Origin of the sequence: Bradyrhizobium sp. STM 3561 (assembly GCF_045571455.1) — a bacterium.
In the GTDB taxonomy this organism is placed as follows: Bacteria; Pseudomonadota; Alphaproteobacteria; order Rhizobiales; family Xanthobacteraceae; genus Bradyrhizobium; species Bradyrhizobium vignae.
The window spans coordinates 3,619,789-3,644,581 of sequence record NZ_CP120695.1 but is presented as its reverse complement, the minus strand read 5'-3'; the positions used below and the strand labels follow the sequence as shown (position 1 = coordinate 3,644,581).

Below are 24,793 nucleotides of genomic sequence, written 5' to 3'. Positions count from 1 at the left end.
AAGCCGCGGGTGAGCAATCTCACCCGCGGCCGGTTGCGATCGTCAGCTCGCTGCGCGGAACCGAACCTCGGAATTATTGAGGAAGCACGTCTTGTCGAACAGCTTCAGGTCCAGCGGGTTCGGCAACCTGACATCGCTGAGATCAGGACAGGGCTTGGTCGAGGGATCGTAGGATCGATCGATCTGCGAGATGAAAACCACGATCAGTCCCTTGTCACGTGCGAACGATTTCAGCGCACGTACCTGAACGGAGAGGTCAGGATTTTCGCGCCTCTGGTCGAGCAGTTGCAGATAGTCGATCACGACGAATGTGCCGCGTGGGACCGGAGCCATCCGCTTGACGACGTATTCGGCGCTGATCTCGTCGGAGCAATCCACCTCGAATAAATTGTCGAATTGCGCGGGATCGACGCCGATCGCCCGCAAGCGGTCCAGAACGTCTCCTTCTGTGTATTCGAGCGAGAAGAACGCCGCGTGGCTGCCTGATCTCATGGCCTCCACCGCAAGTTCGAGACTCATCAGGGTTTTGCCATGACCGGGGCGCGCAGCGACCAGCACAAGGTCACCCGGCCGGAATTGAGAAAACAGCTTGCCGGCCGGCGTCTCCGCCGCGGCTTTCGCCGCGAGCAGGCTCCAGGCGGAAAACCCTTCCGTGGTGGCGATGCGGTCAAGTGCGTCGTGGAGTGGAATGCCTTCCTCGCGGGACAGGCGCTTCGCCTTGCGCTTGAGATGATAGATGGGCGCAGACAGTCTCATCGTGAGAACCTCCCATTCCGAGCATGATCGCAATCCCTCCTTATGCCCAGCGCTCGAACAGTCGGTCCGATGATCAATTCGCCCGGCATGAAGTCTGCTTTCCCGGCGGAGGGGGGAGGCGTGGGCGGCGCCGGAATTGAGCGTAGCCGATTCCACGTCTGCGGAGAACGGCCTGCTGCGTGTCCGCTAGACGGCGGCCTCGGGCACCAGAGCCGTGGTCGGTCCGAACAGCTCTTCGAACGCCTGCCTCAACGCGATGTCGACATCGGCCATGGTCACGAGCTGGCCGAGATCGACCAGCGAGGTGACGCCGTAGCGGGGATCGGCGACGCCGCAGGGCACGATGCCCGAGAAATGCGACAGCTCGGGCTCGACATTGATGGCGATGCCGTGGAACGAGACCCAGCGCTTGAGGCGGACGCCGATCGCTGCAATCTTGTCCTCGTGATCCGTCCCCTTGTCGGGCCGCCTGACCCAGACACCAACCCGGTCCTCGCGCCGCTCGCCGCGGACGTTGAAGGCGGCGAGTGTGCGCAGGATCAGCTCCTCCAGACCTGCGACATAGGCCCGGACGTCGGGCCGGCGCCGCTTGAGGTCCAGCATGACATAGGCCACCCGCTGACCCGGCCCGTGATAGGTGAGCTGCCCGCCGCGCCCGGTTGCGAAGGTCGGGAAACGGGCATCGAGCAGGTCGGACTCCTTGCCCGAGGTGCCCGAGGTGTAGAGCGGGGGGTGTTCGAGCAGCCAGACCAATTCCGGGGACTCGCCCGCCGCGATCGCGGCGACCCGGGCCTCCATCGCGGCCACCGCGTCCGGATAGGGCACCGGAGCTTCCGAGATGAGCCATTGGACGGGCTCACCGCCTGAGGCGGAAAGCGACGTCAGATCGAGCTCTTGCCGTTGGTTTTGGCGGGGGCTTTCAGGGGAATTAACCATTGGCTAACCATAACGTGGTGATCATCTCGGGAGCAAATGCCAGTCTCATGTAGCAGCGGTCCTGACAGTGCCCACTCTCGATAAAGTCACCGTGGATCTCATGGTCGTCCTCGGGACGACCACCATGCCGATCCATCAAGTATTACGTCTTTCCCGCGGCGCCATCATCGAGCTGGATGCAACAGAGGCCGACGAGGTCAAGGTGCTCGCCAATAATCTGCCGGTCGCCTCCGGCGTCGTGCTGGTCGACCGCAACCGCATCGCGGTCGAGGTCAAGCAGATGCTGCCGCGCTCGCCGGGGACCAGGTAGGGCCCCGGGGGCACGCGGGAGCGGCCGATCTCCTGGGGAGGGCGGCGTTTTTCCTGCCAAGCTTGTGGAATTCAGGGCTTTTGTAGGCTTGTATCCCCATGATGGATTTGTTAGATCGGCGCCGCTGATCCGGCCGGCCTCAAAACCTCAAGCCGGCATCCCTTAGCGCTCGTGGCGGAACTGGTAGACGCGCTGCCTTGAGGTGGCAGTGGGTAACACCGTGGGGGTTCGAGTCCCTCCGAGCGCACCAAGGGCATAAGCCTCTGTTTTACAAAAGATTTCGCGGCTTCTCTTCCCAGTCTATTGCTCCAGACCGCGAATAGAATCGCATTTGGGCGCATCCCCGCTTCTTGATCCTGCATATCTCGATCGCGCGTTAGTCCCTTTGCCTGGTCGTGTCTTCGGTGGACCAACTGCGCGCCGGGAAAATCACGATTTGCGCGTGAGGCAGTGGCCTCGCCAACCCTAGACATCGGCCGGCTCTCATCGCGGACAACTCACCGGACCCGAACTCGCAACGTGCGGCTGTGATTTTGCGAACGGATGCGCGCAGAGCAACGCCATCACGGTCTCCGCGGTGGGGGGCGCCGCGCCAACGGGTCGGCGGGATTCGCATCCTGACCTGGGCGCGGCGAACGGCACATGCGGCCTCGCAAGATCGCGGGGACTGTGCACGGCTGCTGCTCGATCGCGGCCCGGACGTTTGCACCCGCCACTATAGCGACAACGTCTATCCTCTGCGTTCGCCCAATGTGGTGACGCGCTCGGAAGGCGCGCCTCCGAAAAGCGCTAAAGCGCGCCGTTGCTGGACGATGAGCTGAGCGGTGCAGCCGGCGTGTGCGGCATCCTCTTCGCAGACGGTCGCATCAAAGCGCGCGCGATGATCAGTCTCGACCGATTGCAAGGCTGCTTCGCGGAGGAGATTGCCGCCAATGCGTCTTTCAAGCCGGGATAAGTTGGCATCGTGATTTCTGTGCGGGCCGTAATCATCCGGTTTTGACACGGATTAACCTCATGTGGTGAAAGCTCGATACACTTCTCTCGGTTGCGACGACGAGTTTGCGACGCGACGAAATCCGATGCCGGCAAATGACAGCGGATTGACTGGCGCCTCAGACGCAGACTTCGCGGAAATGCTGGGCGAGCGGCGGCGATTGGTTTGCTTCGCCGGGGCAGGCGCAGCGACCAAAGCCTATTGGAGGTTCAGTCGTGGTCCGCTTGCATGTCGAACGCTTCATTCGTAGCCGAACCGTCAGGCGATCCCTGGCGCTCGGCATCATCGCTCTGAGCGGATGGGCCCTGCTGCCGTATGTGACCTACCGAATCGCTCCCTCCGCCTTCGTCAACGCCGAGCTCATGCGAGTGACTGCACCGATCGCGGGTCAGCTCGCGCCTGATCTTCCACGCAAAGGTGAATATTTCCAGCGCGCCCGGGTGGTGTCGCTGGTCGAGGCGCGTTCGCCGGATCGTCGGCACCTCATGGACCTCGATCAGCAGCTTGCCGTGTCCACCAAACGCGCCGAGCTCGCACGTCGGCAACTTGAGGAAATCGCCGAGCTCGATCGCAAGCTCGGCGAGCGCAGTGAGGACTATCGTTTGGGGGCGATGGCGCGCCTCAGTCACGAGATCGGAGAAACGGAGGCTGAAAGAGGTGGCTGTCTCGCCGAGGCGCGGCAGCGGAACGATGTCGCGGGCCGGATGGAGAGGCTCGTTAAGCTCGGCATCAGCTCACAGATCCGTTCGGCCGAGGCCCAAGCGTCTCAGGAAGCAACTGCAACGCGGTGTCAGATGGCCGATGAGCGCCTGCAGCGCTTCAAGACCGAGTTGGCGGCGGCCGAGAAGGGCATTTATCTTCGCAGCGATGCCAATGACGTGCCTTATTCTCAGCAGCAGCGCGAGCGGCTTGTTCTCCGCCGCCAGGAGCTCGAGACGGACCTGCTGCAAAACAGCTCGCGTTCCGCGCAGCTGGCCGCTGAAATCGCAGAGGAGCGCGCTCGACTTGATCGCCTTCAACACTACGATCTATCGTTGCCCGCAGCCCATGTGGTCTGGTCGGTCGCGGCCAGTCCAGGCTCGATGGTCACGGAAGGGCAATCGGTCTTTGATTTTGCAGATTGCGAGCGCCGCTTCATCGTCGTTGAACTGCCCGAGCGCGATTTCGAGAAGATCAAGGCCGGAGATGCGGCGGCTGTCCGCCTGATCGGGAGTCGGGATTGGAAGACCGGCCAGGTCCGGCAAGTTCGCGGCTCGGCGGCATACGCCGATGATCGACTGCTCGCGGCTCGGGTGCAGCGGCCGGATCCCGGCAATATTACCGTCGAGATCTCGTTGCCGCCCAACGAGACGGCGGCCGACCACAACGGCTCCTGCGATATCGGACGATTGGCCGAAGTTCGCTTCGAGCGCAGAGCCGATGGCCTGCTTCACTTGGTCAGCTCGAAGCTGAAATGGCTGACTGCTCGGCTGGACCTCGACCAATCATCCCTGTGAGCGAGAACTGCCGTGCAGGCCATGATTCTGCCTCTCTCTCAGCTGTTCGCGCCAATGCTGGGCGTCTTTGCGGCGATGTACCTGTTGGCGCCGACCTTTGCGGTCGCGCGCCCATGGGCGCGTATAGCGGTCTTCATCGCGGTATGGCTCGTCGTTGCCCGCTATCTCGAATGGCGTGTCTTCACAACGGTGCTGCCGGCAAGCGGGAGCTGGTATCAGGTCGGCTGGATCTGGTTCTGTCTCTTCGTTGAGCTCCTGACCTTCACGGATCAGTTTATTCTCTACCTGACCTTCCTACGCAGGACCGATCGACGCAGCGAGGCAGATCAGCACGAACGCCGGCTTCGCGGCCTGCTGCAGGATGAACTGCCCTCGGTCGACGTCTTCATTCCCACCTATGACGAGCCGCTCGATGTGTTGGAAAAGACCATCACGGGCGCACTATGTCTGGACTATCCCAACTTCCAGGTCTGGGTCCTGGATGACGGTCGCAGGCCCTGGCTCAAGGAACTCTGCGAACGCAAGGGGGCCGGTTATCTCACTCGTTCCGACAATTTGAATGCGAAGGCCGGTAATATCAATCATGCGCTGACGATGACGCATGGCGATTTCTTTGCGATCTTTGACGCGGACTTCGTGCCGCAGCGCAATTTCCTGATGCGCACAATGGGCTTCTTCGCCGATCCAAAGATCGCAATCGTTCAGAGCCCGCACGCCTTCTACAACGAGGACCCGATGCAGGCGAATCTCGGTCTGCACCGGCGACTGCCGGACGAACAACGATTCTTCTTCGATTGCATCATGCCTGCGCGCGACGGCTGGGATGGTGCCTTCTGTTGTGGGTCCAACTCCGTCACCCGTCGTGCAGCCCTCCGTACGGTCGGCGATTGCTTGCCGACCCAGTCCATCACCGAAGACATCCTGCTGACGCTGGTCCTGCTGCGCAAAGGGTACGTCACCCGTTATCTTTGCGAACCGCTGGCAATTGGCCTTGCGCCGGAAAGCCTTGGCGCGTTTTTCGTGCAACGGCAACGCTGGGCGCGCGGCGCGATCCAGACCCTGTATCTCGCCGCCGGGCCGCTCGGCCCCGGACTGAGCCTGATGCATCGGCTCCTCTTCTTTCCGACTCATTGGCTCTCACTGGGCTTGCGGGCGCTCATGGTCGTGGTGGTTCCGATCGTCTTCATGTGGACTGGCCTTGCGCCTGTCGTCGAGGTCACCCCTGAATCGGTCTTCTATTACTTGTTTCCCGCGATCCTGGCGCTCAACGGCGGTATTTCCTGGTTCGCGCCCCACGCGCACTTTCCGCTCGCTGCTCAGGTGTCGGCGACTATCCAGAGCTTCAAGATTCTGCCGACTGTACTCGGGACACTCGTCAAGCCGAAAGGGCATGCATTCAGGGTGACGCCGAAGGGAGCCGCCGCGCGCCGCACGACTTATGCTGCAGATATCTTCTGGCTATCGGCGGCCCTGATGGCGTTGACGGTTGTCGGCCTCGTTCTGAACACCATCCCGGAATGGCGGATCATCGATCATCCTGCCGCTTTACCGATGGTCGCCTTCTGGTCCGTCGTGAACATCGTCGTGCTCTTCTTCGTCTGCATGACCTCGCTACAGGCGCGGATGGGGCGTTCCGAGGAGCGCTTCGAAGTCGACGAACCGGTCGTGATCCATACCGACGCTGGCGAACTGCTTTCCGGGCGCATCAGCAACATCTCCCTTTCCGGCGCGGGCGTCTTGCTCGATTCCGGTCTCGAGTGCCCGCGCAACGGAGAACCGCTGCGCGTACACATCATGCAGGTGGGCTGGATCGAGGCGACGAGCGTGCAGCAACGAGATCACTTCGTCGGACTGCAGTTCAGGTTGCCACAGTCGCTTGAACGAGACCTGTTGATTCGCAAGCTCTTCACCGTTGGCCGCCTGAAAGAGACCAGCGCTGTTGCTTGGTCGGTGAACACGACGATGCTCAAGAGCATCTGGTCAATGGCCGCGCCGTTGCCCCGGATTGAGACAAGTGGCGCAGCGTCTTCGTCGGCTGAGCGTCTGCCGGCCGAGAACCTCGTCATCCGGCCTCAACCGCGGATCGGCGATCTGGCACATCTCGCTGGAGTTCGAAACCTGCATCCGACAGGTTTCACCAGAACCTGGCCTTAGCCGGTCGGCGGCGATGCGGTCAGCCGCCTTCTACGTTCTGCCACAAACCTCAACCGAAAATGGGCAAACCCGTCATAGCCCGACTCGTCTTGGGTTTCAGGAGTGGAGGGAATATCTCTTGGCCGATCACCGCCGCGATGTTCGCCAAGGGCGTCTGACGTTCTGGGCATCCGTATTTGTGGCGGTCGCCTGCGCGGCGATTGTCGCACTCAGTGGCTGGCGGGAGTGGTCCTCGCGACAAGCGACGCTAAAGAACTCCGAAACGGACATGGCCAATCTGGCCCGATCGCTGACGCAACACGCGGACGACACCTTCGAGCTCACGGACACCGTTCTCAATGTTCTGGTTGGCCAGCTCGAACTCGAGGGAACCGGTCCTGCGGCAATTGCCAAGATTCAGGCCTTTCTTTCCCGGCGCAAGGCAGCGAATCGAATTCGGGCGGTGTTCATCTATGACGAGACCGGACGCTGGCTCGCAACCAGCGAGCCTCTGGACTTCGCCGGTCTCAACAACAGCGATAGGGAGTATTTCCAGCATCATCGCGCCGTGGATGACCGGAGAACCTTCATTGGACATCCGGTGAAGAGCCGATCGGGCGGGCAATGGATCATCACCGCGTCAAGGCGCTTCAATCACCCCGACGGCAGTTTTGCGGGGGTCGCCCTTACGACGATCGACGTTGACTTTTTTCTGCAGTTTTATGCCGGATTCGACGTCGGCCCGAATGGTTCGATCGCGCTGGCTGCTGCTGATGGCATTGTGCTCGCACGCAGCCCCGACAACGGATACACGGGCCGCGATCTGTCTGGTGCACCGCTGTTCAGGAACCTCCACGAGCGGCCGGCTGCGGGCGCCTACTACTTCACCTCGCCTCTCGACGGGGTTCGGCGCCTGAGCTTTTATCAACGGAGCACCCGCTACCCTGTTCTCGTGGTTGCCACGGAATCCGAAGAGGACGTCTTGGCTCCCTGGCGCAGATCCGCTCTGGGGCGCATGGCTGCAGTCCTGGGACTGACAGGAGGGCTGGCGGTTGCAGGGCTCCTGCTGGTGCATCAATTGCACCAGCGGCAAAAGATGGCCGCAGCCCTGGTCGCCAAGGAGGCAGATTTTCGCCTCCTTGCAGAGGAGTCGGGTGATATGGTGATGCGCATCGCGATCGACAGGCGGATCCTCTATGCGTCGCCATCCAGCGCTCGGGTTCTTGGCTGGGCTCCGAATGAGTTGGTGAACACGTCAATTCTCGCCGGGATCAATCCCGCGGACTTGGCACGTGTTGAGCAAACGATCTCCGCGCTGATGAAGGGCGAAGCCGAAGAGGCGAGAATTGCATATCGCACCCGTCATCGCGAGAGAAGTGAGGTCTGGATCGAAACTGCGCTGCGCGTCACCAGGAATCAGCAGAGTGCAGACATCGACGGCGTAGTGGCGATCTCGCGCGACATGACCGAGCATAAGGACCTGGAGGATAAGCTGTCGGCTCTCGCGACTTCGGATGGCCTGACGGCGTTGGCAAATCGCAGGCACTTCGACGAGCGGCTGACGGCGGAATGGGATCGGGCCAGGCGCGACGGAACGCCTTTATCGCTATTGCTGATCGACGTCGATCATTTCAAGAGCTTCAACGATCAGTACGGCCATCAAGCCGGCGACGCGTGTCTTCGCTCGATCGCCAGGGTCCTGGGCGAGTACGCCAGACGCCCGGCAGATCTGGCGGCGCGTTATGGTGGCGAGGAATTCGCCTTGCTGTTACCGAACACCGATGCAGGCGGTTGCCAGCAGGTCGGCGAGCAAATTCGGCAAGCGATCCACGAACTCGGCATCCTCCACGCGCTCAACCCGCCGTCCAAGCAAGTCACTGTGAGCATTGGCGGCGCAACACATGTGGCGCTGACCGACAGGGCGGATTGCGCGTCATTAATAGCGGCTGCGGATAAGGCGCTTTACGCCGCCAAGGACAGCGGGCGCAACGGCCTTGTGATGTCAGGGCAAATCATCGCGTGGCCCGGCTCGATACGGGCTTGAATGGCAACTCAGCCCAAGTCTCCTGGTTGCCCAAGTCTCCTGGTCGCCCAAGTCTCCTGGTCCAGGCCTTTTCCAGCGGACGTTGGCTACTACTCCGGATTTATAGGTGGACGCTGCCGCGGCTCGCGTGGGAGCTGGTCCAAGGTCACGCTCAATATACTTTGCTTTCCGGCGCGAACCATCGCGAGCTGAGCTGAGGAGCCGGGTGCCATAGCGTGGATCTTCTTTGTCAATTCGGAGGCGCTCCTGACCGCATCTCCTTCTACCTTCGTGATGACGTCGCCGCTTCGCAAGCCGGCCTTCGCCGCGGAACCATTGGTTTGAACGTTTGTCACGATCGCACCGTGAAGATCGTCGGCACCGAGGCTGTCGGAGATCTCGGGGGTCACTGATTGGACTTCGACCCCTATCGACCCGCGTGTTACGGTACCCTTCTCCTTCAGTTGGGGTATCACGCTCCTGACCGTTTCGGCTGGGATGGCAAATGCAACGCCCGCCCAGCCACCCGATAGAGAAAGGATCATACTGTTCACGCCAATGACATCGCCGTTGGTGTCGAGAGTTGGCCCGCCCGAATCGCCGCTGTTGATCGGTGCGTCAATCTGAAGGAAGCCGTCGGTCGGACCATTCTCGATTTCGCGTTCGCGGGCCGAGACGATGCCCGCCGTGACTGTTCCACCAAGCCCGAATGGATTGCCCGCGGTGAGCACCCAGTCACCGACGCGTGGTGATTGTTCCGCCACCTTCACGTAGCCAAAGTCGGTGCGGCCGTCGACCTTGATGAGGGCCAGATCACTGAGCGGGTCCCTCCCGATCACCTTTGCCGAGTAGGTTTTCTTGTCGGTCGTGCGGATCTCGGCAGTACCGTTGTCCTTGACGACATGGCTGTTGGTCACGGCGTAGCCGTCCGGAGAGATGAAGAAGCCCGATCCGATTGCAATCGTTTCGCGTACGTTCGGGTCTTTTTCGGAGGGTTTCGAGGCCTGCGCGTCGGGGGTATCTTCATCTGGCATATCGCTGAACGGCAGATCTGGCACAATTTGCTCAGGTTCGGCAGATTTCGAGATGACACCAATGACCGCCGGCTGAACTCTCTCAGCGATCTCAGCGAAAGTATTGGGCGCTCCATCCGACTTCGGCTCGGCAGGCGCGGTACTAACCGTCAGGGCCGCTAGTGCGACCATGCTGATCGCAGATGTTCGAAGGTGGGCGTGAATCAGTTTTCGTAACGCCAAGTCCATTTTCATAGCTCTTCCGTTGTCTGGCTCTCTGCTTCGATCGCCGGCTGTCGTGTCTTGCAAAGCTGTGCTCTCAAGGAGATGGTGCGCCTTGGCTCGCCGAAATCGCCTACTGAGTACATTGCGGCTGCGGCAGCTTGTTAGTTGCTCCGCATGTGGCGACCTTCCTTCTTGGTCGCCTCTGAAATGCCTCGCAGGGCATCCTGGCCTCGCAACGACCGAGATCGGTAAGCGCCACCTTCCGCCCAACGACAAGCTGAGCCAAAGGTTTCTTCTATCGTCCGCGAACAGTCCGTTCCTGGTTGGACCGGGCGGAGCCCACGCGCCGCCAGGAAAGTTCACGCCGAACTCCGCCATCTGCATTTGCCGACCGTGAAGGCCCAGCAGAGCCGCCCCCTCCGCCAAAGGACCCCTATCCGGCGGAGAAGGCGAGGGGCGGAGAGATCATTCTTCGCACGCCAGCGAGAAGAGCAATCTTCCTGGCGGGGCTCATCGGCGCCGTGATTCTGGCGATACTCTCTCTCGTACTGGCCCGGTAGGTGGCAAGCGCTTGATCGAGCCCGCATTCGGCGACGCTCGCGTCGGAGATGCGGCAACTAAGCGCTTCCTGTGGCCTTCGAGCGGCGCAGGAGCTCAGTGACTTCCTGATCCGAGGTTTGGCCGAAATCCCTGTAATGCATGCCCACCGCAAAGAACGGATCGGGGCTGACGAGACAGATGATCTCGTCCACCTCCGCACTGAGATCGGCAAGCGAGTCGCGGGGAGCCAGCGGCACTGCAAGTACGAGATGGCCGGGCTTCGACCTTGCCAGCGCCCTGAGCGCGGCTTTCACCGTTCCGCCCGTCGCGATCCCGTCGTCGACGACGATCGTGGTGCGCCCGGCAATCTCCGGCGGCGGTTCGCCGTCGCGGTAAAGCTGCCGGCGGCGTTCGATTTCGGCGAGCTGGCGGGCGGTCTCGGCCTCTAAGTAGGCCGTGCTCGGCTGGATCTCGCGCAGGATCTCCTCATTGAGCACGACCTGCGGATGAGCGCCATCGACGACCGCGCCGAGCCCGAGTTCCTCGTGTCCCGGCGCCCCGATCTTGCGCACCAGCACGACGTCCAGTTGGGCGTGCAGCGCTCGCGCAATCTCGAACGCGACGGGCACGCCACCGCGCGGCAGGGCAAGCACGATCGCGCCGCTGTCTCTGAACTTCGTCAGCGCCGAGGCCAGCCGGCGGCCGGCGTCTCGCCGGTCGGCAAAAACCAAATGATCATCCGTTACGGCGTCCGAGCGCCGCGAAGGCAGAAACCGGCGGAACCAGCGGATGGCGTGTTGCGTCACCTGTTCGAGCGCACCAGGCTCTTCGAACAGGTGCGTCGCCTCCGGCACGATCACGAGGTCCTTTGCGCAGGACAGCTCCGCAAAGGCTGAACGGTTGAGCGGGATCACCGGCAGATCGGCGCCGCCGACGATCAACAGGGTCGGCGCGGTGACGGCGTGCAGCGCCTCGCCAGCCAGGTCCGGGCGGCCGCCGCGCGAAACCACCGCCGCGACGTCCGGTCGGCCGGCAGCCGCGACCAGCGCAGCCGCAGCACCCGTGCTCGCGCCGAAATAGCCGATCGGAAGCGCTGCGAGCTCCGGCCTGTCGCGGGTCCAGTCCGCGGCCTCCGTGAGTCGCGATGCCAATAGCGGGATGTCGAACACGTGGCCTCGATCGCGCTCCTCCTCCGGGCTGAGCAGATCGAGCAGCAGCGTGGCGAAGCCCGCTTCACGCAGCGCCGCAGCGACCTGGTTGTTGCGCGGACTGAGGCGGCCACTGCCGCTGCCGTGGGCAAAAATCACGATGGCGATCGCGCCTTGCGGCAGGCCCAAAATGCCGGCGAGACGGTGCGGACCGACAACCACTTCGCCGAGCTCGTCGCGCGCGCTTGCCATGATCAAAACCCGAAGGGATACGTTTCTGCGGCGCCCGATGCGGCCCGTGTCGCAAGCGCCGTCACTGCATTGGTTTCCTCGAACCAGACGAAGGCATCGAACTGATCGGGTAGCACCGCCTCGAAATAGTGGCTGAGGCGCTCCGTCTCGGGCCGGTAGACGACGCCAATGGCGCGCTCGAGCCTGGGGCCGGTCAGTCGGTCGCGCAGCTCGCCCCGGCCGGGGGGCCGAAAGTCGGTCAGCGAACGCGCCAGACCCGTGCGGTGGAACAGGTACTCATAGCTGTCTTCGCGCGCGGGCCGAACCGACTTGATCTCCATCTCGCCGCCCCAATCGGTCGCCGCAGCCACCGTACCGCGATCGGTGCCGAAGCCGATCAGCGCGGCCTCGTCGCCATAGCTGTTGCGCGCGAGCTCGCCGATGTTGAATTCGCCGGCCCAGCCCATCGAAGTTGCCGCGGCGTTGCCGATGTGCGAGTTGTGAGCCCAGACTACGGCCTTGGCCTGCGGCCCCCGTTGCTGCATCAGATATTGCAGCGTGTCGAACATATGACGGTCGCGCAGGTTCCATGACTCGGTAGAACCGCGATACATGATGCGATAGTACTGCTCGGCCGCGCGCACGATCCGCGCATTCTGTGCGGCGTTGAAGAACGCCTCGCCATCGCGTTCGGCATAGGAGAGGCGCTGCGCCAATAGCTCGCGCAATTGCGCGACCACCTCGTCCTCACATGTGTCTCGTCCGAACATGACGGCATGACCGTACCCGGCGGGGTCGGCCTGCCAAGGCGTGAGGCAGGAATAGCGTTCGCGCGCCGCGCGGGCGCGCTCCGGGTCGACGCGCTCGAGATAGGCGATGACGGCGGCAATGGAGCTCCTCAGGCTGTAGACGTCGAGTCCCCGGAACTGGACCTTCCGCTCCGCGCGGCAGGCATCGTTGTGGATGCGCAGGTAGTCCACGAACTGCTTCACCTCGATGTTTCGCCACATCCAGGTCGGAAAGCGTTCGAACGGCCGCTCCAGCGGCTGTTCGGACGGCAGTTGCCGCACGAGATGATCGATCGTCGTGGCATCCGGCCAATCGGCCTCGACCGCGACGATGTTGAAACCGTGATGCTCGATCAACTGCCGGGTGATGCTGGCACGTGCGCGATAGAACTCGGATGTGCCGTGCGTAGATTCGCCGAGCATTACGATTTTGGCCTCGCCGAACCGGTCGAAGAACGAGGAGAAGTCGTCCCGTTCGGCGGCCGGCAGATGCTCGCCCGCTTCGCGCAGGAGATCGATCAACTCGCGATTGGTCCTTTCGCGAATCTGCACGGCAGCCGGTGAAAGGGTCATACCAGGTTCCCCTGGATGGTTGTGCGCGCTTCTCCGGGATGCGCACGCGCACACGAGCTTCAGGGATTATCCCAGGCGCGCGCTGCGCAGGAAGCGCCGATCAGCGCTACTCCCGAACCAACTCGAGCGCCGGTCCGACGTTCCTCGCCCGGTGAATGTCGCGTAGCGACCCCGATCCCTGATGGAGCCATGCCGGAGCTCCAAGCGGCGGGCTGGGATGAAAGGGGTGATCACCAGGCTGCCGTCATCGCGCTCAATGTGGTCGATCGTGGCCGGTTTCGAGAAGTGGCGGAGACTCCGCGATCGCGATCCGGTCCGTCATGAGGCCGTTAGACCAAGGAGGAGATCGAGGAGATGCCGAGCCCGGACCTGAACGGCGTCGCAATCCGGCTCGACGCGGCGCGGTCAGGGCCGCTCCGCGGCGGTGAGCGAAGACACCCGCGTTGGATGGCTGAAGATCTCGAACTCGTTTCCCCGCGCGATACCGACAAGCGTGATGCCACTGGCCTCGGCCGTTCGGACTGCAAGCGCGGTTGGCGCTGACATGCCGACGACGATTCCGGCGCCGATAGCTGCCGTTTTTTGCACCATCTCGACGGATATCCGGCTGGTGAGGATCACGGCGCCCGTGCATCCGGATCTCCCTTCCATGGCCAGAGCGCCCGCAAGTTTGTCGAGCGCGTTGTGGCGGCCCACATCCTCGCGGACCAGCATGGCTCCTCTGTCGGGCTCGAAAAAACCCGCGGCATGGGTGGCATGAGTCCTGTGATTGAGGACTTGCGTGTCGCTGAGCGCCGCGATCGCAGTGCCGATCTGTTCGGAGGTGAGGCACACCCAGTGCTCGACGGGCTGAACGATCCGGCCCGCTTCCCGCAGGCTGTCGATGCCGCACAGCCCGCACCCGGTTGGGCCGACGAGCCGCCGCCGTCGTTCCTTCAGCCGGCGCCCCGCGTCCGGTCGCAGCCACAGACGCAGCTCGATTCCGTCGGGACCGGAAACGACACTGAGTTCCGCGATCTCGCCGATGTCGCGAATGATCCCTTCGGTCAGACTGAACCCCTGGGCCAGGTCGGTCAGGTCGGTGGGAGTGGCCATCAGGACCGCGACGGTCGTGCCGTCGTAGACGAGTGCCACCGGACATTCCTCTGCCACGATACGCGCATCATGCATGCCACTCGACGTGAGCCGCTGCATTGTGACCGAGGCCGTGGGTGTCGATGCGCGATCGCGTGCGCCAGATTGAGAGCCGTGCATGGATACTCGTCCTGCGTCGGGTCATGACGCGCGAGCCCGCGCAAGGTTCCGGGCGCTTAGGAACCTGCAATGGTGTCTCGGGTTTGAGTGCGGGGCCTGCAATCGAAGGAAGCATCATGCGACAGAAGGCGAAGGTCGAGAAGTATGATGCTCCGGCCGGCGGATGGGGCTCGCTCAACGCCCTTGCCCATGTTCTCACGCAGGAAGAGGTTGCGATCCTCGGCAGCGAGATACTGCTCAAGCAGAACAAGCCCGATGGATACATGTGCGTCAGCTGCTCCTGGGCCAAACCGGCCAAGCCGCGTCCGTTCGAGTTCTGCGAGAACGGCGCCAAGGCGACTGCCTGGGAGATCACACGGAAGACAGTGACTCCGGAGTTCTTTGCGCAGCATACGCTGACCGAGCTGCGAACCTGGTCCGATCACCAGCTGGAGGAGCAGGGGCGCCTGACGATGCCGATGCGTTACGACCGGGCCAGCGACAAATACCTGCCGGTCGATTGGGACGAGGCTTTCCGGCACATCGGCACTGAGCTGAACCGGCTCGATCCGCGCTCGGTCGTGATGTACACGTCCGGCCGCGCCTCGCTCGAAGCGAGCTACATGTATCAATTGTTCGGTCGCATGTACGGCACCAACAATTTCCCCGACAGTTCGAACATGTGCCACGAGAGCACGTCGGTGGCACTGCCGGAGGTGATCGGAGTTCCGGTCGGCACCGTTCTGCTGCAGGACTTCGAGGCTACCGATTGCATCTTTTTCTTCGGACACAATACCACCACCAACGCGCCGCGCATGCTGCATCCGCTGCAGGAGGCGGCGCAACGGGGTGTCCCGATCGTGACCTTCAATCCGCTCCGAGAGCGCGGCCTGGAGCGCTTCGTCAATCCGCAAAATCCCGTTCAGATGATCGCGGGTGGCACGCGCATCAGCTCGCAATATTATCAGGTACGGGTCGGCGGTGACGCCGCCGCCATCACCGGGATCTGCAAATGGGTGATCGAGGCGGACGACCTCGCCCGGGCCAATGGGAGTCCGCGCATCGTCGATGCTGCGTTCATTGACCAGCACACGTCCGGCTTCGAGGAATTCGCTGCGTTCTGCCGCACCCAGGGCTGGGAAGAGATCGAGCGGGCCTCGGGACTCTCCCGGATGGCCTTGCGCGAGGCCGCGAACACTTACATGGCTGCCAACGCCGTGATCGCCAATTACGGCATGGGCATCACCCAGCACAAGCACGGGGTCGAGACGACCAAGATGATCGTCAACCTGTTGCTGCTCCGCGGCAATATCGGCAAACCTGGTGCTGGGATCTCGCCGATCCGAGGCCACTCCAATGTCCAGGGCCAGCGCACCGTCGGTATCTCCGAGAAGACCAAACTTGTGCCGCTCGACAAGCTAGCAGAGCTCTACGGGTTCGAGCCGCCGCGATGGGACGGCCTGTCCACCGTCGACTCTTGCGAGGGCATTCTGAAGGGCAGAGTGCGCGGCTTTGTCAGCCTTGGCGGCAATTTCCTGCGTGCCGTGCCCGAGCGATCGTTGATGGAGCCCGCGTGGTCCGACCTGCGCCTGTCGGTGCAGATCGCGACCAAGCTCAACCGCACCCATATTGTGCCCGGCGAGATCACTTATCTCCTGCCGTGTCTCGGCCGGATCGAGATCGACCGGCAGGCAAGTGGTCCGCAGGCCGTGTCGATGGAGGATTCCACCGCCTGTATTCACGGCTCGCGTGGCCAGCGCCGGCCGGTGGCCGAACAGCTCCTGTCGGAGCCGGCTGTCATCGCATCGCTCGCAAAGGCGACATTGAAGGCCAATCCCAAGATCGATTGGGATGCCTGGACCGCCGATTACTCGCGCGTTCGCGATGCCATCGAGCACACGTATCCTGATCAGTTCAAGGACTTCAACACGCGCATGTTCGAGCCTGGCGGCTTTCCGCGGCCGCTGGCGGCTCGCGAGCGGAAGTGGAAGACCCCGAGCGGCAAGGCGAACTTCACCGTTCCGAAGTCGGCCTTCGCGCCGCCGCGCGAAAGCGACGGCATCTATGAGTTGATGACGATGCGCGCCGACGGACAGTTCAACACGACGATCTATACGGAAGACGATCGCTTTCGCGGCATCAAGGGCAGCCGCTATGTCGTGTTCATGAATCCCGCCGACATGGAAAGCGACGGGCTGAAATCCGGAGATACCGTCACGCTGGTGACGGAGGCGGACGACGGGGTCGCGCGCAGCTTGAGCGAGCTCCAGGTCGTCCCCTACGGCATTCCGCGCAGGAGCATTGCGGCTTATTACCCCGAGTGCAACGTGCTCGTTCCGCTCTGGCACTACGCGGAAGGCAGCAAGGTCCCCGCCGCCAAGTCCATCCCGGTACGCCTGTTCAAGGATGTTCCGCCCGAGATCATCGATGCCGGAGAGGCCTCGATTTCGGCGTTGTGAATGGTGGATGAAGCCGCATGTTCAGGGGGCGAGCACGATGAGGGACGGTACGTCGGATGTTGCCGACATCAGCGATGCCGTTCACTTGTGCATCGACATGCAGAACATTTTCGCTCCCGGCGGCCTTTGGGCGACGCCCTGGATGGAGCGCGTCCTGCCGACGATCGTCTCGGTCGTTTCGCGCCGTCCGGCGAGAACGATCTTCACCCGCTTCATCACGCCGCAGGATCCAGAGGATCGCCCGGGGCAGTGGCGGAGCTATTTTCACCGCTGGCACCAAGCGACCCGCAGGCATCTGCCGCCATCCGCTCTCGAGCTCGTGCCGGCCTTGAACCGGTTCGTGCCGCCGGCCGCCGTTATCGATAAGCCGGCCTATTCAGCGTTCAGCAACCCCGGTCTGGCGAGCCTGCTGGTCGAAAAGAACGTCGGTACCGTCGTGATTTCAGGCGCAGAGACGGACGTCTGCGTGCTCTCGACGGTCCTGAGCGCCGTCGATCTCGGCTTCAGGGTCGTCATCGTGGAGGATGCGCTGTGCAGCTCATCCGATGTCGGGCACGATGCGCTCATGACGATGTATCGGACCCGCTTCCACGGCCAGGTCGATCTGGTGACGGCGGAAGAGCTGGCCGAGTTCTGGCGGGAGTAGGTGCGCGAGCTGCAGTCTCCAAGGTGAGTAGTGCGCCTCGGCGCCTCTCGAGGTGCAGGGCTATCGCGTTTGAGAGTGCTTCTGCGGCCATCTTCGAGACGCCCGCTTTATGCGGGCTCCCGACGCGGACTAGCCTCATCCTGAGGAGGCGCGTAAGCGCCGTCTCGAAGGACGAGGCTTGCGCGCAGGCCGCCGCAACGAGTCATGTGCGATAGCCCTGCCTGAGGTCGGTCAAGCGACCGCGACGTCGGCCGTCGCCGACCTCACGTATGGCGGCCGCGCATCGTTCGCGCCGGATCGAATGCTCAGATAGGCCGGGTCGAAGCCGGCGAGCCGGACCAGGCCCGGCCAATCCGTGATCGTCAAGGTCTTGCCCTGCCATTGCAGCAGATTGCAGCGGCGCAGCTCCTGGATGGTGCGGTTGGCATGCACCGCGGAGATGCTACAGGCGGCGGCGAGGTCGGACTGGGTAAAGGGCGAGGACAACCTGAAATCCCTGGCGAGCCCGACGATTTGCAGCCGGACGGTGATCTCGCAGAGCAGATGTGCCACGCGCGTCAATGCGTCCCGGCTGCCGAGATTCACCGTCCAATTGCGCTGGATGGCGTGGTCGGCAAGCAGCATCAGCAGCATCGCATGTGACATCGCCGGTGAACGCGCCGTGACTTCGCGGAAGAAGCGGTGCGGCACAAGCGCGACGATCGCGGGGCCGAGCGCGACCAGATTGCCGTCGATGCGCGGACGATAGAGGGTGTGCAGGTTGGCGATGTCGCCGGGAACGCAGAGCGCGGTGATCTGACCGTCTGCGCTTTCGTGATTCTGCCAGGACAGATAGCCCTGGAGCAGCAGGCAACATTGCCCAGCCTCGTCGCCGTGCCGCAGGACCGTCTGATGCGCGCCGAAATGCGCAATGCTGCTCGGCATGTCCGCAAGCAGATCGAGATCGTCGGGAGGCAATTCGGCGAGGCTCGTCAGGCGATCGGCGAGTTTCGAGAAAGCAAATCCTGCCTGCATGTGATGTCCGATGGCCGACCGCCCCAGTCCCCGACTTTGACTGAGAAGGACGGTAGGAGGCATTAACCTTTGATACGTTTACTCCGGCGCGCCGGGCGATACAGCGAAGCGCCCGGATATCGACGTGCCGTATCGTTCATTGTTCCTATTGATCTGAGTGCCGCGGCGTCTGTCGAGCAGGAACAGGCGCGGTTCGTCTCCGTTACTGGACGGTGGTCAGGTGGAGGAAACTGAAAGCGAATGCGCGGGCGCTTCTGGCTGGTGTCGGCAATCCTCATCGCGTGCGCAGCCGCTGTGGGGGTATGGTTCATCACCGCGCCGGAGCGCTTCGGCTCGGACGGGGTGGGCGCCGTATCCGACTCGGGTGGCGACGTCGAGCATGGCAAGCTCGTCTTTGCGGCCGGCGATTGCGCCTCCTGCCATGCATCGCCGGGCCAGTCCGATCGTTTGCACCTTGGTGGTGGACTTGCTCTGGCGTCCCCTTATGGAACTTTTCGTGCGCCCAACATTTCGATGGACCGGATCGACGGTATCGGAGACTGGACCGCCAACGACCTTGCCAATGCGCTACTGCGCGGCGTGTCTCCGGACGGAAGCCACTATTATCCGGTCTTTCCCTATGCAAGCTTCACGCATATGCGTCCTGATGACGTGCGGGACTTGATGGCCTATTTGCGCACGCTGCCTGCGGTGAAGGGGCGTCCCCCGGACCATGAGCTCAATCCGCTATTCGGCATTCGCCGTTTCGTCGGATTCTGGAAGATGCTGTACTTCAAGCCCGGCCCGATTGCGCCGGATCCGGCGCAGGACGAAAGATGGAATCGTGGCCGCTATCTGAGCGAGGCGCTTGCCCATTGCGCCGAGTGCCACTCCTCCCGCGACATGCTCGGCGGCATCGAGGCAAGCACTCGCTATGCTGGCGGACCGGACCCCGTCGGTACCGGTTTCTATCCCAACATCACGGCCGCGCGCCTCCGCGACTGGTCGGAAGCGCAATTGGCGGCGATGCTGAAGACGGGGATCACGCCGAATCATGGCCGGGTCGGTTCGTCCATGGCCGGAGTCGTGACCAACATGGCGATGCTGCCCGAAAGCGATCGTGAGGCGATTGCCACCTTCGTGAAATCATTGCCGGCACGGCCGACGCCCAATCCCTGAACATCTCATTGCGCATAGAGGTAGGCCGCGACGTCACGCGCTTCGGCCTCACTGATGCCGGTCGCGGGCATTGCCGTGCGGGGCGAGAAGGCTTGTGGTGTCACGATCCACTGGACCAGATTGTCCGGCGTGTTGGTCGCAACACCGGCGATGTAGACGCGCGTCCTGAGATCGGCGAGCGAAGCACCGACTTTGCCGTCGCCGCCGGGAATGCCTGGAATGGTATGGCACCCCACGCAGCCGTAGCGGCGGATCATCGCCGGTGCGCGGGTCGGATCACCCCCCGTCATGGCGCGGGCGATGCTTTCATTTCGCTGACGGTCGCTGCGCGCGAAGCCGACCGCGACCGCCGCGGCGAGGAGAAGGCTCGCCACTCCGATTGCCAGCGCCGCCCAACTAGAGAGCGTGAAGCGCATCGGCTCGCTCCCTACCGGACCGGCAAATCCAGAGCGCGATCAGCGCGAGCGCCGAGCCGGCATAGATCGTTCCCGCCGGCACCCACATGATGATGCCAGCCAGTTGCTGGTCCTCGAGCGGCGTCAAGCCCCAGGCCGCTGCGGCATCGGCTTGCTGCCGGTACAGGAGGTGCGGGGCAAGTGCCATCAGCGCACCGAGAACGCTCGTGTGCAGCATGGTGACGAAGACGTGCCAGGCAGCGCTGCCGATTTGGCTGCGCCGGAACACCGACCACCAGAACAGGATCGCGGTCAGAAAGAAGCTCAGATGCTGCACTCGGTGCAGGAGAATGTTCTCGACCGCGGCATCGAACAGCGCCGGTGCGTGCCAGGTCCAGATCGCGATCCCATGCAACAGCGTGGCGTTGCGGCCAGCGCTCAGCAGGCTCCACAGCCGCGTGATGTAGGGATGCCGCATCGCCCAGCCGATCGCGAGCCGCGTGCGCTGCGGCAGGGACCAAAGCAACGGTCCGACTGGCCTTGCGAGCACTAGCAGCGGTGCCGCCACGGCCATCAGGATTTCGTGCTCGATCATGTGGAACGAGAGGAGGCGTTCTCCGAGCCAATGCAGCGGCGATACCAGCGCGGCAGCCAGCGTCAGCCAGCCGGCGCCGCAGATGATATCCTGCGCGATGCGTTGGCGGCCTTTCCGTGCCAGCACAAGCCTGCCGATGCCGTACATCAGGCCGAAAAGCGTGAGCGGTACGATGATCCAAGGATCGAACGTCCAGCCTGGTGCTGCAGCCTGCAGCGCCGACCCATGCGCGTAGATCGAATGCGGCATCGACCAAGCGATCGCGGCGAAGGCTATTTTTCGCATCCCGTCAACACCATTGCAGCGAGGCCCTGCATCAGCAGGGCGAAAGTGAAGAGGCCCGCGGAGAGTGTACTCACTGTGCTGCCGAAATCGGCATTGCCATGATGTCCGTCGGTTTTGCCGATCACCCGCCGTGGAGACAGCCATGATGAGAGGGCCGATGCCGTCGTGAGCGCCGCACCGATGAACGAGGTGATGGCTGAGGCGTGAGACTGCGAGCGGCAATCGACATAGGGCAGGATCTGCCCGAGCTGCATGTTCGCCGCCCAGACCAGCGGCGCGAACCAGAGTCCCGCCCAGATCGAGAGATGGGTGAGGAGCTTTGACGCGTTCATAGCCGTGCCAACCAATAGATGCAGCCATAAATCGGAAGCCAGGTCGCGACGACAAAGTTCCAATACATGGCGTTGTCCTGGACGTCGCCGAACCTTCTCGGGCTCCGGCCGTGCCGCGTGAATACTAGCGCCGCCAGCACCAGCGTGTCGACGAGATCGGTGATGATGTGGGTGGTGTGGAGGCCGAGCAGGGTCCACACCACTGAGCCGTAGGCGTTGCTGTCCCAGCTCACCTTGAGGGCGGGGAATTCGAAGATGCGCACGATCAGCGGGAGGGTGCCGATCATCGACATCATCACCATTCCGATCCGCACCTTGCGCAGGTCCTGCTGCTCGGCCCAGCGCGAGAGCAGGATGTTGGGGATGAGACTGGTTAGCAGGATCAACGTCACGAGCGTGCCGGGAAGCAGATCGGGCGGCGGCGTGTTGATCGGCCAGGCCGTCGCCAGGCTCATCAGGTAGAGATAGACGGCGATCACGAGCGCGAAGCCGGTGCCTTCGATCAGCATGAAGGCGAGCGTGCCCCACCAGGTGACGCTCGCGGTACCCATTCCGTGCAGCGGCAATTTGCCGAGATCGAGCACGATCTTCTCTCTCATGACTCGTCCTCCGGCGTACCCTTGGGCCAGAACCAGCCGATCAGCGCGACCGCGGCCGGGATGGAGCCCCAGACGACGGCCCAGGGCGAGAAGATCGACCAGATCAACATGATCGTGGTCGCAATCGCGGCCCACAGCGGCCAGATGGAATTCTGCGGCGAGGCTTCGCGCGCCTGCGGTTCGGCGGTTGCCAGCGTGGTCACGATCAGTTCGCGACGATCGGTGCGCAAGCCATCGGCGACGGGGAGGCCGTCGCGGTCGTCCCACACCGGATGCAGGCTGCCGACGACCGGTATCATGGCGAAATTGTAGCTCGGCGGAGGCGATGTCGTCGCCCATTCCAGCGTCGGCGCATCCCAGGGATTGTCCAGCGCAATCTCTCCGAAGCGTGCGCTCCGCATGACATTGATGAAGAACAGCAGGAAACCGGCCGTGAGGATCACTGCACTGACGCTGACGAACAGGTTGAGCCCGTGCCAGGGCAAGTCGGGCTGATAGGTGTAGATGCGGCGCGGCATGCCCTCGAGCCCGAGGATGTGCATGGGAAAGAACGTCGCGTTGAAGCCAACGAAGATCAGCCAGAACGACCACTGGCCGAGCGCTTCGCTCATCATGCGTCCGGTCAGCTTGGGAAACCAGTAGTGGACGGCGCCAAGCAAGGGAAACACGGCGCCGCCAATCAGCACGTAGTGAAAATGCGCGACGACGAAATAGGTGTCGTGCACCTGCGTGTCGAACGGCACGGACGCGACCATCACGCCGGTCAAGCCGCCGATGACGAAGGTGATGATGAAGCCGATGATGAAGAGCAGCGGGCTCTTGAATACCGGCCTGCCGTCCCACAGCGTCGCAAGCCAGCAGAAGATCTGGATGCCGGCGGGGATCGCAATCGCCATGCTGGAGGCTGTGAAGAAGCTGTCGCCGAGCCGCGGCAGCCCCGCCACGAACATATGATGCACCCACAGCCCGAAAGCGAGGATGCCGGTGGCGATCAGCGCCATCACGAGGCCGAGATAGCCGAAGGCCGGGCGCCTCGCGAACGGCTCGATCATGGTCGAAACCATGCCGACGGCGGGCAGAAAGATGATGTAGACCTCGGGGTGGCCGAAGAACCAGAACAGATGCTGCCAGAGCAGCACGTCGCCGCCCTCGGCCGGATTGTAGAAGTGCGTGCCGACGAGGCGGTCGAGGATCAGGCTGGTGCTTGCGAGCACGATTGCCGGCATGGCCATGATGACGAGGAACGACGTCACCAGCATGGCCCAGACGAAGACCGGGATGCGGTCGAGCGTCATGCCCGGCGCACGCTGCTTGAAGATGGTGACGACGAGCTCGACCGCGACCGCGAGCGCGGAGATCTCGGTAAAGGTGATCATCTGCGCCCAGATGTCGGCACGCTTGCCGGTGCCGTATTGCGGGCCCGACAGCGGCACATAGGCAAACCAGCCGACGTCGGGCCCCATGTCGAGCGCGAACGCGATCCAGAGCAGTGCGCCGCCGGCGAGATAGATCCAATAGGAGAAGGCGTTCAGGCGCGGGAAGGCGATGTTGCGGGTACCGACCATCAGCGGCGCCAGATAGACCGCGACCGCTTCCATCACGGGCACGGCAAACAGGAACATCATATTCGCACCGTGCATCGTGAAGATCTGGTTGTAGCGATCGGGTCCGAGCAAGCGCGCCTCGGGCTGCGCGAGCTGAATTCGCATCAATGCAGCGAGCACGCCGCCAAGGGCGAGGAAGACGAAGGCGGTGAAGATGTAACGGCGGCCGATGATCTTGTGGTCGACGGTCGCAAGCGCGCCCCAGAGGCCGGACGGGGTCTTCCACGTTTCCGCCAGCGCGTCGGTCAGCTGCGCGCGCTCGACATCGATGTCGCGCTGCTCTGGGGCCGCGGCGGACGGCTTCATTTCAGGCTCGCCAGATATGCGGACACCGCACGCAGCTCGTCGGGCGTCAGCGGCACCATCGGCATGTTGTTGCCGGGCTTGATGGTCTGGGGATCGGCGATCCAGGCCGCGAGCGAGCCCCGTGTGGTCTCGAACAGGCCGGCGGCGATGGTGCGGCGGTTGCCGACATGGGTGAGATCAGGGCCGGTGGTGCCGACCGCCGCGGTGCCACGAATGGTGTGGCAGGCCGCACAGGGCTTTGCCAGGAAGGTCTGCAGGCCGGCGGCGGTTTGCTCGTCGGCCGGTTGCGCCGCAGTCTGCCGCTGTGTTGCCGTCCATTTGTCGAAATCGTCCTGCGGTTCGGCAATCACCAGCAGCGACATATGGGCGTGCTGCATGCCGCAGAACTCGGCGCATTGACCACGGTAGATGCCGGCGTGCTCGGCGCGGATGGTGAGCTCGTTCGGACGGCCGGGAACGAGATCCTGCTTGCCGGCGAGGCTCGGGACCCAGAACGAATGGATCACGTCGAGACCTTCGAGCTTGAGGCGCACCTTGCGACCGACGGGAATGTGGATCTCGTTGGCGGTCTCGAACCGGCTCGACGGATCGGGGCCGATATATTCGAGACCCCACCACCATTGCAGGCCGCGCACGCGGATCGTCAGATCGTCCTGTCCTGCGACGGTGAGCGCGCGCGTGGCGACGAAGCTCATGACGGTGAAGGTCCCGATGATGAGAACGGTGGCGACGACGGCACCGGTGACGGCAATGGTCATGCGTCGCTCGCGTCCGGGTTCGGGCGACACCGGCCGCGCATCACGGCTTCGCCACAACGCGGCGATCAGCGCGATCAGCACCAGCATCCAGACCAGGGAGCAGACCGCGACGATCAGGATGATGAGGTGCTTCAGGCTGATCGCCGAGGTGCCGTAGACGTCGAGCGCGGATTGCCAGTTGCCGCCGCAGCCGGCCAGCGGCGCGGCGAGCATTGCGCTCGAACAGGCTTTGCGGGCGGCGCG

At 63.2% G+C, this 24,793-nt stretch carries 21 protein-coding genes and 1 tRNA gene; 8 read left to right on the top strand and 14 right to left on the bottom strand.

Annotation, left to right across the window (positions count from 1 at the left end; genetic code table 11):
* Positions 1-42: 42 nt before the first annotated feature.
* A complete protein-coding gene (locus P6U28_RS17220; protein ID WP_122402791.1) occupies positions 43-756 on the bottom strand; it encodes a DNA helicase in 714 nt (237 codons plus the stop codon).
* 186 nt (positions 757-942) lie between these two features.
* Entirely contained in the window at positions 943-1,692 is a 750-nt protein-coding gene (gene lipB, locus P6U28_RS17215; RefSeq protein WP_122402792.1) for a lipoyl(octanoyl) transferase LipB, read from the bottom strand.
* Positions 1,693-1,759: 67 nt separating this feature from the next.
* Here lipB and P6U28_RS17210 point away from each other — a divergent pair, with 67 nt between their 5' ends.
* Positions 1,760-2,002, top strand: coding sequence for a FliM/FliN family flagellar motor switch protein (locus P6U28_RS17210; RefSeq protein ID WP_018647371.1), 243 nt, complete (start codon positions 1,760-1,762; stop codon positions 2,000-2,002).
* 165 nt (positions 2,003-2,167) lie between these two features.
* A tRNA-Leu gene (locus tag P6U28_RS17205) sits at positions 2,168-2,252 on the top strand.
* Positions 2,253-2,732: 480 nt separating this feature from the next.
* Here P6U28_RS17205 and P6U28_RS17200 read toward each other — a convergent pair.
* Positions 2,733-3,005, bottom strand: coding sequence for a hypothetical protein (locus P6U28_RS17200; RefSeq protein WP_129143225.1), 273 nt, complete (start codon positions 3,003-3,005; stop codon positions 2,733-2,735).
* A gap of 476 nt (positions 3,006-3,481) precedes the next feature.
* On the opposite strand from P6U28_RS17200, the gene P6U28_RS17195 reads away from it, so the two are divergent.
* The 3 genes from P6U28_RS17195 (at position 3,482) to P6U28_RS17185 (ending at position 8,669) form a co-directional block, all read left to right on the top strand.
* Complete coding sequence (locus P6U28_RS17195) at positions 3,482-4,492, top strand: HlyD family efflux transporter periplasmic adaptor subunit (RefSeq protein WP_407122804.1); 1,011 nt, start codon at positions 3,482-3,484, stop codon at positions 4,490-4,492.
* A 21-nt stretch (positions 4,493-4,513) separates the two neighbouring features.
* Positions 4,514-6,646 (top strand): glycosyltransferase, encoded by a 2,133-nt coding sequence (locus P6U28_RS17190; protein WP_244608019.1) that lies wholly within the window; start codon positions 4,514-4,516, stop codon positions 6,644-6,646.
* Between the two features lie 118 nt (positions 6,647-6,764).
* Complete coding sequence (locus tag P6U28_RS17185) at positions 6,765-8,669, top strand: diguanylate cyclase domain-containing protein (RefSeq protein WP_244607975.1); 1,905 nt, start codon at positions 6,765-6,767, stop codon at positions 8,667-8,669.
* Between the two features lie 89 nt (positions 8,670-8,758).
* On the opposite strand, the gene P6U28_RS17180 is transcribed toward P6U28_RS17185, so the two are convergent.
* The 4 genes from P6U28_RS17180 to fdhD all read right to left on the bottom strand — a co-directional run bounded on the left by P6U28_RS17180 (position 8,759) and on the right by fdhD (position 14,360).
* A complete protein-coding gene (locus P6U28_RS17180; RefSeq protein WP_160118820.1) occupies positions 8,759-9,916 on the bottom strand; it encodes a S1C family serine protease in 1,158 nt (385 codons plus the stop codon).
* Between the two features lie 587 nt (positions 9,917-10,503).
* A complete protein-coding gene (locus P6U28_RS17175) occupies positions 10,504-11,826 on the bottom strand; it encodes a phosphoribosyltransferase family protein (RefSeq protein ID WP_122402795.1) in 1,323 nt (440 codons plus the stop codon).
* 2 nt (positions 11,827-11,828) lie between these two features.
* A complete protein-coding gene (locus tag P6U28_RS17170) occupies positions 11,829-13,166 on the bottom strand; it encodes an erythromycin esterase family protein (RefSeq protein ID WP_129143228.1) in 1,338 nt (445 codons plus the stop codon).
* A 405-nt stretch (positions 13,167-13,571) separates the two neighbouring features.
* On the bottom strand, positions 13,572-14,360 hold the full coding sequence (fdhD, locus tag P6U28_RS17165) for a formate dehydrogenase accessory sulfurtransferase FdhD (protein WP_174221577.1): 789 nt from the start codon (positions 14,358-14,360) through the stop codon (positions 13,572-13,574).
* A gap of 176 nt (positions 14,361-14,536) precedes the next feature.
* On the opposite strand from fdhD, the gene P6U28_RS17160 reads away from it, so the two are divergent.
* Positions 14,537-16,858, top strand: a complete 2,322-nt coding sequence (locus P6U28_RS17160; protein ID WP_129143230.1) for an FdhF/YdeP family oxidoreductase — start codon at positions 14,537-14,539, stop codon at positions 16,856-16,858.
* A gap of 37 nt (positions 16,859-16,895) precedes the next feature.
* Complete coding sequence (locus tag P6U28_RS17155) at positions 16,896-17,504, top strand: cysteine hydrolase family protein (protein WP_122406618.1); 609 nt, start codon at positions 16,896-16,898, stop codon at positions 17,502-17,504.
* Between the two features lie 231 nt (positions 17,505-17,735).
* On the opposite strand, the gene P6U28_RS17150 is transcribed toward P6U28_RS17155, so the two are convergent.
* Complete coding sequence (locus P6U28_RS17150) at positions 17,736-18,518, bottom strand: Crp/Fnr family transcriptional regulator (RefSeq protein WP_122402799.1); 783 nt, start codon at positions 18,516-18,518, stop codon at positions 17,736-17,738.
* 240 nt (positions 18,519-18,758) lie between these two features.
* Here P6U28_RS17150 and P6U28_RS17145 point away from each other — a divergent pair, with 240 nt between their 5' ends.
* On the top strand, positions 18,759-19,676 hold the full coding sequence (locus P6U28_RS17145; protein ID WP_407122801.1) for a c-type cytochrome: 918 nt from the start codon (positions 18,759-18,761) through the stop codon (positions 19,674-19,676).
* Positions 19,677-19,681: 5 nt separating this feature from the next.
* Here the strand turns inward: P6U28_RS17145 and P6U28_RS17140 are convergent, their stop codons facing one another.
* From P6U28_RS17140 to coxB, 6 genes are read right to left on the bottom strand one after another with little or no spacing between them, the layout of a single operon-like run.
* Complete coding sequence (locus tag P6U28_RS17140; protein WP_122402801.1) at positions 19,682-20,092, bottom strand: cytochrome c family protein; 411 nt, start codon at positions 20,090-20,092, stop codon at positions 19,682-19,684.
* Entirely contained in the window at positions 20,073-20,951 is an 879-nt protein-coding gene (locus P6U28_RS17135) for a cytochrome c oxidase assembly protein (protein ID WP_122402802.1), read from the bottom strand. Before P6U28_RS17135 ends, P6U28_RS17140 begins: the two co-directional genes overlap by 20 nt.
* Positions 20,939-21,283 (bottom strand): hypothetical protein, encoded by a 345-nt coding sequence (locus P6U28_RS17130; protein WP_122402803.1) that lies wholly within the window; start codon positions 21,281-21,283, stop codon positions 20,939-20,941. Before P6U28_RS17130 ends, P6U28_RS17135 begins: the two co-directional genes overlap by 13 nt.
* The gene (locus tag P6U28_RS17125) at positions 21,280-21,882 is read right to left on the bottom strand and encodes a cytochrome c oxidase subunit 3 (RefSeq protein WP_122402804.1); all 603 of its coding nucleotides are present in this window, start codon (positions 21,880-21,882) and stop codon (positions 21,280-21,282) included. Before P6U28_RS17125 ends, P6U28_RS17130 begins: the two co-directional genes overlap by 4 nt.
* Complete coding sequence (gene ctaD, locus P6U28_RS17120; protein WP_129143231.1) at positions 21,879-23,792, bottom strand: cytochrome c oxidase subunit I; 1,914 nt, start codon at positions 23,790-23,792, stop codon at positions 21,879-21,881. Before ctaD ends, P6U28_RS17125 begins: the two co-directional genes overlap by 4 nt.
* Positions 23,789-24,763: a cytochrome c oxidase subunit II gene (gene coxB, locus P6U28_RS17115; protein WP_122402806.1), complete on the bottom strand. Its 975-nt coding sequence runs from the start codon at positions 24,761-24,763 to the stop codon at positions 23,789-23,791. Before coxB ends, ctaD begins: the two co-directional genes overlap by 4 nt.
* Positions 24,764-24,793 lie beyond the last annotated feature (30 nt).

Coding starts and splice junctions, on each gene's coding strand:
- coxB (WP_122402806.1), bottom strand. CDS start 24,763: ATGCTCGCCGCGCCGCTGGCCGGCTGCGGCGGCAACTGGCAATCCGCG.
- P6U28_RS17125 (WP_122402804.1), bottom strand. CDS start 21,882: ATGAGAGAGAAGATCGTGCTCGATCTCGGCAAATTGCCGCTGCACGGA.
- P6U28_RS17155 (WP_122406618.1), top strand. CDS start 16,896: ATGAGGGACGGTACGTCGGATGTTGCCGACATCAGCGATGCCGTTCAC.
- P6U28_RS17175 (WP_122402795.1), bottom strand. CDS start 11,826: ATGGCAAGCGCGCGCGACGAGCTCGGCGAAGTGGTTGTCGGTCCGCAC.
- fdhD (WP_174221577.1), bottom strand. CDS start 14,360: ATGCAGCGGCTCACGTCGAGTGGCATGCATGATGCGCGTATCGTGGCA.
- P6U28_RS17140 (WP_122402801.1), bottom strand. CDS start 20,092: ATGCGCTTCACGCTCTCTAGTTGGGCGGCGCTGGCAATCGGAGTGGCG.
- ctaD (WP_129143231.1), bottom strand. CDS start 23,792: ATGAAGCCGTCCGCCGCGGCCCCAGAGCAGCGCGACATCGATGTCGAG.
- P6U28_RS17180 (WP_160118820.1), bottom strand. CDS start 9,916: ATGAAAATGGACTTGGCGTTACGAAAACTGATTCACGCCCACCTTCGA.
- P6U28_RS17135 (WP_122402802.1), bottom strand. CDS start 20,951: ATGCGAAAAATAGCCTTCGCCGCGATCGCTTGGTCGATGCCGCATTCG.
- P6U28_RS17170 (WP_129143228.1), bottom strand. CDS start 13,166: ATGACCCTTTCACCGGCTGCCGTGCAGATTCGCGAAAGGACCAATCGC.
- P6U28_RS17190 (WP_244608019.1), top strand. CDS start 4,514: ATGATTCTGCCTCTCTCTCAGCTGTTCGCGCCAATGCTGGGCGTCTTT.
- P6U28_RS17195 (WP_407122804.1), top strand. CDS start 3,482: ATGGACCTCGATCAGCAGCTTGCCGTGTCCACCAAACGCGCCGAGCTC.
- P6U28_RS17150 (WP_122402799.1), bottom strand. CDS start 18,518: ATGCAGGCAGGATTTGCTTTCTCGAAACTCGCCGATCGCCTGACGAGC.
- P6U28_RS17220 (WP_122402791.1), bottom strand. CDS start 756: ATGAGACTGTCTGCGCCCATCTATCATCTCAAGCGCAAGGCGAAGCGC.
- P6U28_RS17130 (WP_122402803.1), bottom strand. CDS start 21,283: ATGAACGCGTCAAAGCTCCTCACCCATCTCTCGATCTGGGCGGGACTC.
- lipB (WP_122402792.1), bottom strand. CDS start 1,692: ATGGTTAATTCCCCTGAAAGCCCCCGCCAAAACCAACGGCAAGAGCTC.
- P6U28_RS17160 (WP_129143230.1), top strand. CDS start 14,537: ATGCGACAGAAGGCGAAGGTCGAGAAGTATGATGCTCCGGCCGGCGGA.
- P6U28_RS17145 (WP_407122801.1), top strand. CDS start 18,759: ATGCGCGGGCGCTTCTGGCTGGTGTCGGCAATCCTCATCGCGTGCGCA.